Source organism: Amycolatopsis tucumanensis (assembly GCF_021654135.1).
GTDB lineage: Bacteria > Actinomycetota > Actinomycetes > Mycobacteriales > Pseudonocardiaceae > Amycolatopsis_E > Amycolatopsis_E tucumanensis.
In genome coordinates this window covers 65378-79820 of record NZ_JAKGSD010000024.1, presented here as the reverse complement: position 1 = coordinate 79820, position 14443 = coordinate 65378, and the positions used below count along the sequence as shown (strand labels likewise).

12 protein-coding genes and 1 pseudogene are annotated in these 14443 nt (G+C 74.3%); 4 read left to right on the top strand and 9 right to left on the bottom strand.

The genetic code is table 11. The features are described 5' to 3' along the window. Positions 1-8: 8 nt before the first annotated feature. The gene (locus L2C96_RS23340; protein WP_237337749.1) at positions 9-563 is read right to left on the bottom strand and encodes a DUF998 domain-containing protein; all 555 of its coding nucleotides are present in this window, start codon (positions 561-563) and stop codon (positions 9-11) included. Between the two features lie 79 nt (positions 564-642). Here L2C96_RS23340 and L2C96_RS23335 point away from each other — a divergent pair, with 79 nt between their 5' ends. The 3 genes and pseudogenes from L2C96_RS23335 (at position 643) to L2C96_RS45365 (ending at position 2906) form a co-directional block, all read left to right on the top strand. Continuing rightward, entirely contained in the window at positions 643-963 is a 321-nt protein-coding gene (locus L2C96_RS23335; protein ID WP_237337748.1) for a YciI family protein, read from the top strand. After that, positions 960-2171: pseudogene (locus L2C96_RS45370) on the top strand (RNA polymerase sigma factor); the annotation flags it as partial. The gene L2C96_RS23335 and the pseudogene L2C96_RS45370, both read left to right, overlap by 4 nt. Then, positions 2145-2906 (top strand): site-specific integrase, encoded by a 762-nt coding sequence (locus L2C96_RS45365; RefSeq protein WP_372491257.1) that lies wholly within the window; start codon positions 2145-2147, stop codon positions 2904-2906. The pseudogene L2C96_RS45370 and the gene L2C96_RS45365, both read left to right, overlap by 27 nt. A gap of 30 nt (positions 2907-2936) precedes the next feature. Here L2C96_RS45365 and L2C96_RS23325 read toward each other — a convergent pair whose 3' ends face one another. The 6 genes from L2C96_RS23325 to L2C96_RS23300 form a co-directional block, all read right to left on the bottom strand. Continuing rightward, positions 2937-3950, bottom strand: a complete 1014-nt coding sequence (locus tag L2C96_RS23325) for a lanthionine synthetase LanC family protein (protein WP_237337746.1) — start codon at positions 3948-3950, stop codon at positions 2937-2939. Between the two features lie 10 nt (positions 3951-3960). After that, positions 3961-4119 carry a hypothetical protein gene (locus L2C96_RS23320; protein ID WP_020417663.1) on the bottom strand — a complete coding sequence of 53 codons (159 nt, stop codon included), beginning with the start codon at positions 4117-4119 and terminating at the stop codon, positions 3961-3963. A 25-nt stretch (positions 4120-4144) separates the two neighbouring features. Further along, complete coding sequence (locus L2C96_RS23315; protein ID WP_237337745.1) at positions 4145-6487, bottom strand: lantibiotic dehydratase family protein; 2343 nt, start codon at positions 6485-6487, stop codon at positions 4145-4147. Continuing rightward, complete coding sequence (locus L2C96_RS23310; RefSeq protein ID WP_237337744.1) at positions 6480-7403, bottom strand: thiopeptide-type bacteriocin biosynthesis protein; 924 nt, start codon at positions 7401-7403, stop codon at positions 6480-6482. Before L2C96_RS23310 ends, L2C96_RS23315 begins: the two co-directional genes overlap by 8 nt. Positions 7404-7624: 221 nt before the next feature. Continuing rightward, positions 7625-9973, bottom strand: coding sequence for an acetyl-CoA acetyltransferase (locus tag L2C96_RS23305; RefSeq protein WP_237337743.1), 2349 nt, complete (start codon positions 9971-9973; stop codon positions 7625-7627). 45 nt (positions 9974-10018) lie between these two features. Beyond that, the gene (locus L2C96_RS23300) at positions 10019-10429 is read right to left on the bottom strand and encodes a VOC family protein (RefSeq protein ID WP_020417667.1); all 411 of its coding nucleotides are present in this window, start codon (positions 10427-10429) and stop codon (positions 10019-10021) included. A gap of 100 nt (positions 10430-10529) precedes the next feature. On the opposite strand from L2C96_RS23300, the gene L2C96_RS23295 reads away from it, so the two are divergent. After that, a complete protein-coding gene (locus tag L2C96_RS23295; RefSeq protein WP_020417668.1) occupies positions 10530-11147 on the top strand; it encodes a hypothetical protein in 618 nt (205 codons plus the stop codon). Here L2C96_RS23295 and L2C96_RS23290 read toward each other — a convergent pair. Both L2C96_RS23290 and L2C96_RS23285 read right to left on the bottom strand, forming a co-directional pair. Then, the gene (locus L2C96_RS23290) at positions 11141-12013 is read right to left on the bottom strand and encodes a sigma-70 family RNA polymerase sigma factor (RefSeq protein WP_020417669.1); all 873 of its coding nucleotides are present in this window, start codon (positions 12011-12013) and stop codon (positions 11141-11143) included. The two genes, L2C96_RS23295 and L2C96_RS23290, sit on opposite strands and share 7 nt — an antisense overlap. A 19-nt stretch (positions 12014-12032) precedes the next feature. Continuing rightward, positions 12033-14300, bottom strand: a complete 2268-nt coding sequence (locus L2C96_RS23285; protein WP_237337742.1) for a SpoIIE family protein phosphatase — start codon at positions 14298-14300, stop codon at positions 12033-12035. Between the last annotated feature and the right edge of the window lie 143 nt (positions 14301-14443).

The window sequence follows — 14443 nt, the reverse complement described above, 5'->3', positions numbered from 1 at the left end:
ACTTCCTTTCAGCGGAGACGGGCGGCGGCGACGGAGATCCACAGCATGGCGGCGATGGCGCCGACGGCGAGCGTGAGCGAACCGGCCGGACCGCGGGCCATCGCCCAGCCGTCGCCGACGAGCAGGGCCGTGCCGGCGAGGTGCGACAAAACCGCGTCGCGACCGGAGAACCGGCGTCCCAGCACGTGGCAGGCGGCGATCAGCGACGCGAAGGTCACGGTGCCGGCGATCATGTGCCCGACGCCGTGCCAGGACAACCCGACGGCGTCCATCGGGAAGACCCCGGCGGCGACCAGGCCCACGCCGGCCGTCAGCACGAGCCGGGGCGCCCACTTGCCGGGCAATCCCTTCGCGCCGGCGACGGTGAGGACGCCGACCACCACGAAGTTGGCGATCTGCAGCCAGCCCAGCGAGCCGGTGCTCAACAAGCTGAGCGGTTGCCGGGTGAGGTCGAAGCCGTCGCGGGTGGCCGCCTGGGCGAGGGAGACGGTGGCCCACAGCGGGCCGGCGACGGCCAGCGCGGTCAGACGGGACGCGGCGGGCCGGAGGGCGGTGGTGGTCATCTCGGGGGTTCCTTTCTTGGAGGGTCATCCACACGTCGTCCGGGCGATGTGACAGGGAATGCGCCGCTAAGCTGGGCCGATGCGATTCCTGATGATGCAGATGGCGACCGGTCAAGCGCCCGACGAGAAGCTGTTCGCCGAGATGGGCAAGTTCATCGAGGAGATGACGGCCTCCGGCGTGCTGCTGGCGACCGGCGGGCTCGACCCGGCCGGCACGCGCGTGACCTCGGCGGGCGACGAGATCACCGTGACCGACGGCCCGTTCACCGAGGCCAAGGAGTCGGTGGGCGGCTTCGCGCTGGTCGAGGTGAGCTCCAAGGAGGAGGCCGTCGAGCTGGCCCGCCGCTTCCGCCGGATCGTGGGGGACGGTGAGAGCCGCATCCACCAGGTCTTCGGGTGACCGACGTCCGCGGCACGGTCGACGCGGTTTGGAAGCGGGAGTCGGCGAACCTGATCGGCGGGCTGACGCGGCTGGTGCGGGACGTCGGTCTCGCCGAGGAGCTGGCCCAGGACGCGCTGGTCGCGGCGCTGGAGCAGTGGCCGTCGTCCGGCGTGCCGGACAACCCGGCCGCCTGGCTGATGACCACAGCGAAGCGTCGCGCGATCGACCACCTGCGGCGGACCGAGCGGCTGGAGCGCAGGCACGAGCAGCTCGCGCGCGAGCTGGCGCAGCCGCGGGACGTTCAGCACGACGACGTCCTGCGGTTGATGTTCCTGTCCTGCCACCCGGTGCTGCCGACCGAGCAGCGGGTCGCGCTCACGCTGCGGGTGGTCGGCGGTCTGTCGGCGGCGGAGATCGCGCGCGCGTTCCTGACCACCGAGCAGCAGGTCGCGCAGCGCATCGCGGCGGCGAAGCAAACGCTTGCGGGCGTGTCGATCGAGCTGCCGGAAGGCGCGGCGTTGGCCGAGCGGCTGTCGTCGGTGCTCGGGGTCGTGTACCTGATCTTCAACGAGGGCTACTCCGCCACCGCCGGGGACGACCTGATGCGGCCCGGCCTGTGCCAGGAGGCGCTGCGGCTGGGCCGTCTGCTGGCCGAGCTCGCGCCGGACGAGGCCGAGGTGCACGGGCTGGTCGCGTTGATGGAGATCCAGGCGTCCCGGTCGGCCGCGCGCACCGGGCCACGCGGGGAACCGGTGCAGCTGCACGAGCAGGACCGGGACCGCTGGGACCCGTTGCTGATCCGGCGCGGGTTCACCGCGATGCTGCGGGCGCGCGATCTCGGCGGGCCGCCGGGGCCGTACGTGCTGCAGGCGGCGATCGCGGTGTGCCACGCGCAGGCCCGCACCGCGGCGGACACCGACTGGCGGCAGATCGCGGTGCTCTACGACGCGCTGGTCCGGCTGCTGCCCACGCCGGTCGTGCGGCTGAACCGGGCGGTCGCGGTCGGCCGTGCGCACGGCCCGGCGGCCGGGCTCGCGCTGGCCGACGAGCTGCTCGCCGATCGCACGCTGCGGGACTATCACCTGCTGCCCAGCGTGCGTGGCGATCTGCTGGCGGAGCTGGGCCGGAGCGCCGAGGCGCGGGTGGAGTTCGCGCGGGCCGCGGCGCTGGCGAAGAACACGGCCGAGCGCGACTTCCTGTTGCGGCGCGCGGACGAGCTGGGGCCCGCGGAGCCGGTCGCGACGCTGGGGCGGGCGGCGGCGGACTTCCTGGCGCGGGACGACCTGGACGCCTCGACGCTGCGGTCGTACGGCCAGACCCTGCGCCGGTTGTGCCTGGCGCTGGGCGACCGGCGGCCGCTGGAGTCACTGACCGGGGACGACGTCACCGGCGTCTTCGAGGTGGCGTGGGGCGACGCGGCGGCGAAGACGTGGAACCGGCACCGGTCGGCGGTCCGGTCGTTCGGGGCGTGGGCCGGGCGGCCGGAGCTGGCTGACGGCTTGGAGCGGCGCGCGGAGAGCCGGTCACGCGTGCCGGGTCTGGCGGACGACCTGCTGCGTCGCTTGTGGACGGTGGAAGCGCCGGTGCGGGAGCGGACGTTGTGGCGGTTGCTGCACGAGTCGGCCGCCGGGGTGCGGCCGGTGCTGTCGCTGAACGTGGAGGACCTGGACCTGGCGGACCGGCGGGCGCGCGTGGGTTCGCGGTGGGTGACGTGGCGTTCGGGCACGGCGCGTCTGCTGCCTGAACTGCTCGGCGGGCGCACGCGCGGGCCGGTGTTCCTGGCGGACCGCCGCCCCGGCCCGGCCCGCATGCGGCGCGCCGCGGACCTCTGCCCGGACACGGGCCGCGGGCGGCTGTCCTACGAGCGCGCGGAGTACCTGTTCAAGCAGGCGACGCGCCCCCTGGACCCCTCGGGACGCGGCTTCACGCTGCGGCAGCTGTGGTCGCGGCGGGGTGCGTAGCGGTGATCCGTGGGGCCGCGGCAATTGAAATCACGCCAGGGCCAGCAGGCGCAACCAGTCCCGATCCGCGCCCTCGACCGTGAGCAGTGCGGCCAGCACTCCGGTGGCTCCCGTGAGCAGGCTCAGGTCCGTCATCACGAGCACGTCGGGCAGCCGCGTGTGCAGGAACCGGAGCAGGCGGTCCCGCAGGGGGCCGCCGACGGGGGAGTTCCTCGCGAACGCGTCGGCGATCAGCAGGACCCCCGCGGCGCCGTGGCAGAGGCTCAGCGGGTGGTCGTTCAGGTGGACCTCCTCGTCGTACGCCGCGCACAGTGTGTCCATCGCCCGCAGGCCGGCATCCGCGAACGCGCCGCCCGCCGTCCACAGTGCCCACGCGATCCCGGGCGTGCCGTAGCACCACGCCTGCCGCCGCACCACCGCACGCCGCGGGCCGTCCGGGCGGGAGCGCCACGACACCACGCCCAGCTCGTCCGTCTCCTGGTGCTCGACCAGCCACGACGCCAGATCCGGCGACCCGCCCGGCCCCAGCACGGCCAGCGGGCCCGCCACCCCGTGCGCCAACCCGGTCACGACCCCGCCCCGCGCCCATGCCGGCGCGGCCCCGCCGATGCGGAACCCGCCGGGCACATCCAGCGCGGCCAGGTGCTCCCGCGCTGCTGACGCCTCGGGCAGCACCGCCAGCAGCCCGGCCGGTCCGGAAACCAGGTCGTAGTCGGCGAAACCGACCTCGCGCGACCGCCAGCCGCCGCCCGGCGCCAGCCGCTCAGCGGTCCGGTCGGCGAGCGGCCCCAACGCGGGATCGACCCGCGCGGCCAGGCGCAGTCCGGCCAGGACCCCGGCGAAGCCGCCGTGCAGACCGGCACCGGAGCAGCGCGGGATCGCCTGCAACCAGGCCCGCAGCGCCGCCCGGCTCGCCGGGTGGTCGCCGAGCAGCGTGGCGAGCACGGCCGCCCCGGCATCGGGTGCGGCCGTGCTCGCTTCCTGCTGCTCGGCCCAGGTCGTGAGGACCGTGGTGGCGGCGGCGCCGGTCAGCTCCCGCGCCATCCCGTACCGGTCAGCACACGAACCAGCTCGCATCTTCGTCGCCGCAATACCCGCTGCACAGCAGCAGGGAGGGCGGCTTACCGGTTTCCGGGTCCCCGGAACTGCTGATCCGCGCGTCCAGCCGCTCGACCAGACCGTCCAGTTCGGACAGCTCCAGCGTCGACTCCATGATGAACTCCTTCCGTTGGTTTCCTCTACCCACCGACTGCGGTGGTCTCTGGGGCGCGCCGCGCGCGCCGGGTGGTGATCCGCTGCCAGGCGGCGGTCACGTCGTCGGCCAGCCGGGACGGCGAGGCGCCCAGCGGCAACCGCACCACGGCCTGCGCCGCTCGCCGCGACCCGTCCACATCGGACACCGTCAGGTCGTCGGGAGCGGGCAGCATCTCCTCCAGCACCAGGCCGCCGACCGCGGGGTCGGCCAGCATCCGGTCGAATACCCGCAACGTGGCGACGCTGTCCAGGTCGACCGGCTGGGACCGGCGGCCGTCCCGGGCGAACACCCACCGCGGCGCGCCGGTCACCAGCCGCAGGTTCGCCAGCGCCCGCATCCGCGCGAACCGGTCGCCGCCCGGCTCCGGCAGCACGTCCCGGCCCGCGAACACCGTCGCCGGGGCGATCACCAGGTCCGGGTCGACCAGCAGCCGCGGTGTGCGGGCGCGGCCGGGGAAGGCGGCGCGCGGATCGCCGAACCCGTGCGACACCGCGAGCCGCCGGGCCGGGGACGCCGCGGTGAGCAGCGAAACCACCAGGTCCCACGGCGGCGGTGGCCGCCGGGTCGCGTGGTAGACCGGCCACAGCACCTGGCCGGCGCGGTCCTCCGCGATCACGCCACGCGCGTCGCGGCGGAGCGTGATCTCGTCCAGCGGCAGGTAGCGGCGCATCCCGGCCGGATCGTCCACATAGGTCGCCGGGTCGGCGTCACCGGTCCAGGTCCGCGTGTAGCGCGGGCGGCGCACGGTGTTGGCGCCCTGGCTGCCCTGCGGCGGCACGAGCACCTCGACGAGCTCCGCGCCGCACCGGGCCGCCGTCTCGGTCAGGAACGCGCGGTGCGCGCTGACCTGCGGGACCTCGCCGTGCAGGCTCTGCAGCGCGGCGGCGAACCGCGCGTCCGTCACGCCCGCCGGGGTGACGGCCTCCAGCACGGCCCGGCTTTCCGGCAGCGGGCGGAGCAGGCAGTCGACCGGCCACGGCGACGGCCGCGCGGGCGGCGCGCCCAGGTAGTCCAGCACCGCCGGGCCGAGTTCGATCTCGCTTTCGTCGGCGTGCCGGGCCATCCACTCGCACAACCGCTGGTAGGTGGTCCGCGGCCGTGGTTCCGGCCACGCCGAGCCGGGCAGGGCGGGCCGGGGCGGCTCGCCGGAGTCCAAGGCCTCCGCGACGATTTCCGACAGCGGCCGGGGGTCGGGGCCGACGAGGTCGAGCGCGGGGTGCGACCGACGGTCGGCGATCACCGCGGCGAGCCGTCCCGCGTGGGCGACCAGCTCGGGCAGCCGCGACGGCACCGGGACGCCGCCGTGCGCGCGCCGGTAGACGTCGGTGAACCCGTCGCCGGGCTCGGCGGCGACCCGCCAGCGGTGCAGCCGCCCGGTCGGCGCCGACGACACCTGCACGAGCCCCAGCTGCGCCAGGTGCCGCAGGAACTCGCGCAGCACCGGCTTGCGCCGCGCGTCCGGTGCGAGCAGCGTGACGACGTCCCGGGTGCGCATCGCCCGCGCGCCGAGAACCCGGCACAGCGCGTCCACCACCGGCGTGCGCCGGATGTCGCCGCGCCGCACCGCGTCCGGCCCGTCGTGGTCGGCGACGTGCCAGCACAGCCGGTCGCCCTCCGTCCACCGCAGCGCCGTCAGGCTCAGCCACGCGTCCGGCAGGACCGGGGCCGCGGTCAGCCTGCGGCGGTCCTCCTGGATGTTGGTGAGCCGGTGCACCGCGTGGTCGCCGACCGTCAGCGGCCCAGGGCCGGTCCCGGCCAGGGCGACGTGTGCGAGCCAGCCGCGCGGGGTGGTCTTGAACGCGGCCCGGAACAGCAGCCGCAGCAGGTAGTCGGCGCGTTTGCGCAGTGCTTTGCCGGTCCACGGCTCACCGGCGGCGAGCCGGGCGCGGATGTCCTCGACGACGCCGGGCGCGGTGGCGGCGACCATCCGGGCCGCGGCGGGATCGGCGGTGATCAGGTCCCACACCAGGCCGTGGTGCATCCGGGCGGTCCGCTCGACCGCGTCGTGCAGCGCGGCGGTCTCGGCGGCCAGCGCGGCGCCCCACTCGGCGATCCGCGCCAGCGGACGGTAGTCCAGGTCCCCGGGCTGGACGAACTCGCCGCGGTGCAGGCGGCGCCGGACGTCGAGCGCCTGCCGCCGCGCCTCGCGCGGCAGGGCCGGGACCAGCTCCGCGCCCATGCGCTCGGCCACGTCCGCGGCGCACGCGCGGTAGGCGGTCTCGGCGCGGATCAGGTGACGCATCCGTTCGGTCAGGTCGGGCGTGCCGAGCGCGGCGGGCAGCGCCGCGGGCAGGCCCGCCACCCTCACCAGTGCGGGATCAGTCATCGCCCGCCGCCAGCGACTCGGCGATCAGGACCTGCCTGCCGAAGCTCAGCGTCCCGCGGTTCCAGTGGAACACCACGTAGTAGCAGGCCGCCTCGCGTGGGCCGACCCGCGCGCCGTCCGCGGTGAAGTAGTGGTTCCACCACCCGTCGAGCAGCGGCCGGACCTCCTCGGCGTGCCGCTCGGCCAGCCGCCGGGCCGGCCCGGGCACGGTGGCCGCCAGCTCGTCCGGGTGGTGCCACCACCGGCGCAGGCCCGCCGCGGCGACCGCGGTGTCGACCGGCTCCGGGTGCCGCCGCCCGGTCTCGCGGACCCGCGCCCACACGTCCCGGTCCTCCCAGCCGGCGATCCGCAGCCCGTCGAAGACGCCGCGCAGCATCAGCATCGACAGCGCCCACTGCGGGCAGCCGGACGGCCGGGTGTGGTGGTCGAGCCAGGTCAGCGAGTCCACGGTGAACAGCCGGTGCGCCCACGCCATCGAGCGGGGACCGCCGAACAGGTGCGCCTCCGGCTCGTACACCGACGGCACCGCCCTGGTCACCAGGCCGATGTCCTGCCACAGCCGGATCCGCTTGCGCAGCAACGCTTCCACGTGCTCGGCGTGCCCGGGCGCGGGAGCGAGGCGCAGGCGCAGCCCCGGCGGCTTGTGCATCACGAAGAAGTCGTCGATCGTCTGCTGCCACAACCAGTCCCGGGCCAGCGCGGCGATCGCGCCGTGCAGTTCCGGCAGATCCGGCGTTTCCAGGCCCCACTGCACCCACCGGTCCTCCTCGGCGGCGAGCGCGGCCGCGCCCGCGGTGAGGAACGTGGTGAGCTCGCGGCTGGTCCGCCCCTCGGACAGCGCGCTGACGCAGTCGGCGAGGAAATCCCGCATGGGCATGGACTTCTCCCGCAGGCGCACGGTCGCAGGCACCGCCATCTCGCCTCCCGAAAGGAATTCTCGAAACGGTTTCCGGAAATGCGGAAAATCCGTATTCAGTCTGTGCCGGGAGGCGGACGGCGGAAAGTGTGAGAACGGCTTTTCGCCGGGTCGAACGACCCCTGAACGTGGTGACCTGGCGAGCCGCGTCCGGCGCCGGGACACAGGGTCACGGCGGCCGGACGCGGTTACTCACACCGGTCAGCGCGGAACCGCTCGGGTCAGCGGTTTCGCCACACCGGTTTCCTTTTCTGCGCGAACGCCGCCGGTCCTTCGAACGCGTCCTGGCTGACGAGGAGTTCGTCGAGCGCGGGCGAGGGGTGCCGGACGGCTTCCACGGTGTCCGCGAACCCGTCCGCCTCCGCCATGATCCGCAGCGAGGTGCGCACCGACGTCGGCGAGCCCTCCAGGATCGCGGCGGCCAGCTCGCGCGCGACCGCCAGCGCTTGCCCGGCCGGCGCGACCCGGCTGACCAGGCCGTAGGACTCGGCCTCCGCGGCGGACAACCGCCTGCCGGTGAGGATCACGTCGTTCGCGACCTTCGGCGGGATCGCGCGCGGCAGCCGCACCAGGCCGCCCGCCGCGGCGACCAGGCCGACCCGGACCTCGGGCAGGCCGAACTGCGCGGTCTCGTCGGCGACCACGAGGTGGCAGGCGAGGGCGATTTCGCAGCCACCGCCCAGCGCGAACCCGTTGACCGCGGCGATCACCGGTTTCGGCAGGGATTCGCGGCTGGTGAGCCCGGCGAACCCGTTCTTGGGCACCCACATCGGTTTCCCGCTCGCGGAGTAGACGAGGTCGTTGCCCGCGGAGAACGCCTTGTCGCCGGCGCCGGTGATGATCGCGACCCACAGGTCCGGGTCGGCGAAGTAGGCGTCGAACACCTCGTCCAGCTCGGCGTTGGCAGGCGGGTGCAGGCTGTTGCGCGAATCCGGGCGGTTGATGGTGACTTCGAGCAGGTGCCCGTCGCGGCGCACCAGGATGTGCTCGTAGTCGTCGCGGAAGCCCGGCGCGCGCGGCGGGAACAGCTCGGCCATCCGCTCGGCCGTCATCGTGACCCGGTTGCCGAACCCGAACGAGCGCACGTGGATCTTGCTGCCGATCGGCTCGCCGTCCAGCAGCCTGCCGAGCGTCTCCTCGTCCTTGGTGGAGGCGAGGAAGCGGCGGCCGTCGTCGAGCCGTCCGATGACCACGGCGCTGCCCGCGGCGTGCTGGACGGTGTAGGTCTCCAGCGTGGCCCAGCCGTCCGGGTGCACCGTGGTCGGCACCGCGGGGCGCGCGTCCAGCTCGGCCTGCAGTTCGGCGCTGCGGCCGGGCCGCCACGGCGCCGGGGTCGTGGAGTACACACCGGCGGAGTACTTGGACAGCATGCCGCCGTTGGCGCCGACCAGGCCGAACGCGCCCGGCCGCGCGCGCAGGCGCACGACGGTCTCGGCGATCGCGTGTGTCGAGTAGTTGTTGCCGGGGCCGCCGAAGAACGGCAGGCCACCCGTGACGGTGAGGCCGCGCGGGTCGTCCGGGGCCAGGCCGAGCCCGTCGCAGACGGCGAACACGGCGACCGGGAAGCAGCTGTACAGGTCGATGGTGGCCAGGTCGCCGACCCCGATGCCGGCGAGGTCCAGCGCGTGCCGCACCGCCATCACCGCGGCGGGCGACCCGCTCAGGTCCTCGCGCTCCAGCAGCGGCTGTTCCTCCAGGTCGGCGTGGCCGTGCAGGAACACCCACTTCTCCTCGGGCACGCCGAGCCGCCGCGCGGCGCCCACCGACATCAGCAGCACCGCGGCGCCCTGGTTGACCTGCTCGCGGGCGATCAGGAACCGCGTGTACGGGTCGGCGATCGGGCGGTTGCGCTCGGTCGGCGTCGCCAGCTCGCGGGCGTCGCGCCGCACCGGCGCGGCGGCGTGCGGGTTGGCCGCGGCGACCGCGGTGAAGGGCGCGAACAGCTCGCCCATCGCGAGCGCGTAGTCCTCGCGGGACAGGCCGAGCCGGGCGCGGCGGGCGTTCTCGAACAACGCGTACTGGCTGGTCGGTTCGAGCAGGCCGTGCGCCAGCATCTGCCGGTTGGCCAGGCCCTTCAGCCCGAACCCGCGGTCCTCCAGGTCGCCGTCGACGTGCTCGGTGAAGTCCGGCTTGTCGTCGGCCTGCTGCAGGTGCCGGACCGTGGAGATGGCCTCCGCGCCCACGACCAGCGCGACCTCGGCCCCGCCCGCGGCGATCGTCCCGGCCAGCTCGGTGACCAGGTGCTGGGGCGACTGGCCGCCGGTGACCTCCAGGATCGCGCGGGCGGGCGCCGCGCCGACGCGGTTCGCGACCGAGCGCGGGAAGTTGTCCGACCGGCCCAGCGGTGAGTGCGAAATCGGCGTGGAGATCTCGAACTGGCGGATGCCCGCGACGGTGTCGACGGCGGACGCGACGTCACCCGGGTCCGCGCCGGTGTCGGCGAGGGCGTCCCGGGCCGCCGCGGCCGCGAGTTCGACCGCGGACAGCCCGCGGTAGCCGGGATCGTCGATGCGCTCGGACGCCTGGCCGACGCCGACGAGGACCGGCGTCCGGTGATCGAGAGAGGTCATACCGAACGGTAACCCGGCGGCGCGCTCTCGATCACCGGTCCCGGATCACGAACTCTGCGCGATGTTGACCATCCACGAGACGCCGAACCGGTCCAGGCACGCGCCGAACTCGTCACCCCACATCTGCTTCTCCAGCGGGACGGTGACCGTGCCGCCGTCGGACAGCTTGTCCCAGTAGCCGCGCAGCTCGTCGGCGTCCTCGCCGCTGAGGCTGATCGACATGTTGTTGCCGGGCTGGTGCTCCATGCCGGGCGGGGTGTCCGAGGCCATCAGCGTGAAGCCGCGCTCGGTTTCGAGCTGGGCGTGCATGACCTTGTCCGCGTCGGCGCCTTCCATGCCGCCGAAGTCGCCGAAGGTGTTGAGGTTGAGCTCGCCGCCGAAGACCTGCCGGTAGAACTCCATCGCCTGCCGCGCGTCGCCGGCGAAACTGATGTACGGGTTGAGCCGCGAAGCCATTTCCGGGTCTCCCTCCATCGCGAAGGGGGCCAATCCTCGCAGACCGCCCTGCCTGCGACAACACCCTGCGGGGTAGGAAAAACTCCGCCAGAATCGGCCCGTGACCGGGTCGGTTTGGTACGTGGGTTACGGGTCCAACCTGCACGCCGCGCGGCTGCGGTACTACCTGGAGGGCGGCACGCCGCCGGGCGGGCGGCGGTCGTGCCCCGGGTGCCGTGACCCGCGTCCGCCGGAGCGGATCGTCGCCCATTCGATGCCCGGCGCGGTGTACTTCGCGACCGAGTCCGCGACGTGGGGCGGCGGCCGCGCGTTCTACGACCCCTCGTTGCCGGGAACCGCGGCCGGCCGGGCGTACCTGCTGACGGTGGGGCAGTTTTCGGACCTGGCGGCGCAGGAGATGTACCGCGCGCCGGACGGCGACCTGGACCTGACGACGGTGCTGTCGGCGGGCCGGGACGTCCTGGGGCCGGGGCGCTACGAGACGTTGCTGCACGTGGGCGACCTGGACGGGTTCCCGGTGCTGACGTTCACCGCTCCGTGGGCCGCCGACGAGGTGCCGTGGAACCCGCCGTCGGCGGTGTACCTGCGGATGCTCGGCGACGGGTTGCGGGAGTCGCACGGCTGGCCGCCGCCCCGCGTGGCCGAGTACCTGTGCGGCCTGCGCGGGGCGGCGGGCTTCTGGTCCGTGGACGAGGTGGCAGACCTGCTGGCTCAGTAGGCCAGCTCGGCCAGGCGCTCGGGGTCGGAGATGATGTCGATCGCCGCGATGAGGTCGTTCACCACCGTGAACGCGAAGAGCGTCTGCGGGCGGCCGTCGCGCAGGATGAGGCGGCCCGCGACGCCGTTGACCAGCACCGGGACCGGCTGCCCGCCCTGGCCGGACTGCCGGAAGGTGAGCGCCTGCCCGGCCACCGCCTCGGCCCCGCGCACCAGCCGGGCCGCGCCCGCGGGCAGGGTGGCGGCCTCGGCCCGCAGCACCACGTCCGGGTCCAGCACGCTGACCAGTGCGGCGAAGTTCCCGTCCCGCGCGGCGGCGAAGAACGCGTCCACCACCTCGCGCTGCCGGGTCACGTCCCCGTCCGGCACCGTCGGGCTGCCCTGGATCCGCCGCCGCGCGCGGCTCGCCAGCTGACGGGCCGCGGCCGGGGTCCGGTCCACGATCGGGGCGATCTCGTCGAACGGCAGCGCGAACATGTCGTGCAGCACGAACGCCAGCCGCTCCGCCGGGTCGAGCGTGTCCAGCACGACGAGCAGCGCCAGCCCGACCGAGTCGGCGATCAGCGCCTGCTGCTCGGGGTGCGAGCCGTCCTCCGGGACGATGATCGGGTCCGGCAGGCGCTCGGGGTACTCCTCGCGGCGCGACGACCGCGACCGCAGCATGTCCAGGCACACCCGGCCGACCACGGTCGTCAGCCAGCCGCCGAGGTTGCGCACCTCGCCGGCGTCGCTGCGGCTGAGCTTCAGCCACGCCTCCTGCACCGCGTCCTCGGCCTCGGTCAGCGAACCCAACATCCGGTACGCCACCGCTCGCAGGTGCGCCCGGTGCGACTCGAACCGCTCGGCCAGCCACTCGTTCTCGGTCATACCGCTCTGACGGATCCCGTCACGCCGATGTGACCGGCTGGGAGACCCGGATCACGATCAGGCACGAGTCGTCCTCGGTGTCGGACGTCGCCTCGGCCAGCAGCTGGTCGCTGATCCGCTCCACGTCCGCGCCCGCGTGGCAGGCCGCGGCGGCCAGCCGGTCCAGGCTGTCGTCGAGCAGCACGCCGCGCCGTTCGATCAGCCCGTCGGTGAACAGGACCAGCGTGTCCGCGGGCCGCAGCTCCAGCGTGGTCTCCTCGAACCGGGCGTTCGGCCGCGCGCCGAGCAGGATCCCGCGCGGCAGGGACAGCTGCTCGGCCACGCCGTCGCGCACCAGCATCGGCGGCAGGTGCCCGGCGCGCGCCCAGGTCAGCGTCCGGCTGTCCGGGTCGTACAGCCCGCACAACGCGGTGCCGGTGACGCCGCGGTTGACCGTGAACGTCGTGGTGTTCAGCCATTCCAGCAGCCGTCCGGGGCTCGCCCCGGTCACGGCCAGCCCGCGCAGCGCGTTGCGCAACGCGATCATGCCGGTGGCCGCGCCGATCCCGTGCCCGGCGACGTCGCCGATCACGAGCAGGATCCGCCCGCTCGGCAGCACCGTCGCGTCGTACCAGTCGCCGCCGACCTTGTGCTCCTGCGCCGCGGGCCGGTACCGGACCGCGACGTCGAGCCCGTCCATCTCCACCGGCCGCGCCGCCGACGGCAGGATCGCCTGCTGCAGCTCCCGCGCGATCCGGTTCTGCCGCTGGGCTTCGTGTTCGGTGTCGGCCAGCCGGTCGCGCGTGGCGTTCAACGCGACTTGGCTCTGGTACTGCGCCGACAGGTCCTGGTAGATCCCGCGCACCGCGACCAGCTGCCCGCTCTCCGACAGCACCGGCTCGCCGTGCGCGCGGATCTGCCGGTGCGTGCCGTCCGGCCGGATCAGCCGGAACACCGTCGCGGCCTCCTGACCCGCCAGCAGCGTGGTCTGGAACGCCTCGGCGATCGGCAGGTCCTCGGGGTGGACGTAGGTGCACAGCTCGTCCCACGCGACCGGGCCCGCCGACAGCGGCAGCCCGAACAGCTCGAAGGTCTGCTCGGTCCAGGTCATCTCGCCGGTGAGGACGCTGTGCTCCCAGCTGCCCAGCCGCGCGATGTGCTGCAGGTTGTGCAGCAGCTGCGCGAGCCGGTGGTCGTCGTGCCCGACGGTCAGCACGATCCGCACCCCGTCCAGGAACCGGGTGATCCGCACGTCCACCGTCGCGGGGGTGGCCGCGCCGCCGGTCCGGGCGACCAGCGGGACCGGCCCGAGCCGCGCGCTCGCGCCGGTGGTGAGCACCTCCACCGCGCGGTCGGCGAGCCCGTACGCGCACAGCAGCGGGTACGCCCTGGTCAGCCCGCGGCCGACCAGTTCCGCGGGCTGCCGCCCGTGCGGGTCCTCGAAGTCCTCGCCGACCTGGGCGACCTCGAAGTCGGTCACCTGGCCGGACTCGTCCGAACGCGGCCGGGCGAACAGGCCGGAGTCCAGCAGGCCCACCATCGACGGCAGCGCCCCGGCCGGCTGCGTGCCGAGCACGATCTCCCGGCCGCACAACGCGGCGAGCGCGGTGAGCCGTCGTTTCTGCTCCGGCGGGAACAGCGGCAGCGGCGCGGCCCAGACGAATTCCACCACGCCGGCGATGCTGCGCGAGGTGGTCACCGGGATCACCGCCCGCGCCCCGCGCCGGTCGTCCGCCGGCAGCGGCACGGCGGGGGCGAATCCCACCTCCGGGATCCAGTGCGGACGCCGTTCCCGTGCCGCCCGCTGCGGCAGGCAGTCCATCAGCACCGGGATGTGCCGCCAGCGGCTGGCCTCCAGCAGGCCGAGCCCGCTGTGCCCGGCGAGGGCCAGCGCGCCGTCCGGCCGCACCTGCCACACCGCGACCGCGGCCGCGCCCGCGGTGCGCCGGACTTCCTCGAGCAGAGCCGAATTCTCCGCGGAGGCGTCGGGCAGCCGGGCGAAGTCGGGAGCGCTGTCGGGCTCGCACGGCGCCCGTGGCGGCCGGACCGCGCCCGCGACCAGGTCCGCGGCCAGCTCCGCGACGGTGATCCCGGTGCGCGCGGCCAGTTCGGTGAGGTGCGTGGCGGCCTCGGCGGGGGAGTAGCCGAGCCGTTCCACGAGGATGCCTTCGGCGACCGGGACGAGCAGCCCGCCGTCCCGTTCGGCGCGCAGCCGTTCGATCTCCTGCTGCTGGCACTCCACGACGGCGGCGAGCCCGGCGACGCGCGGATCGAGGTCGCTGGTCTGCGGCGGGTACTGGGCCGTCACTCGAGCCCCTCGGTCGCGGTGGGCGGACGAAACAAGTCTAGTGAAGTGGCGCTGGGATACGTGTCGCGCTACCAGTAGATTCCTCTTCTGCGGGGATTGTTCGCAAGAGCGGTTCCCAGAGCCTCACGGAATCGGAGTGCGCT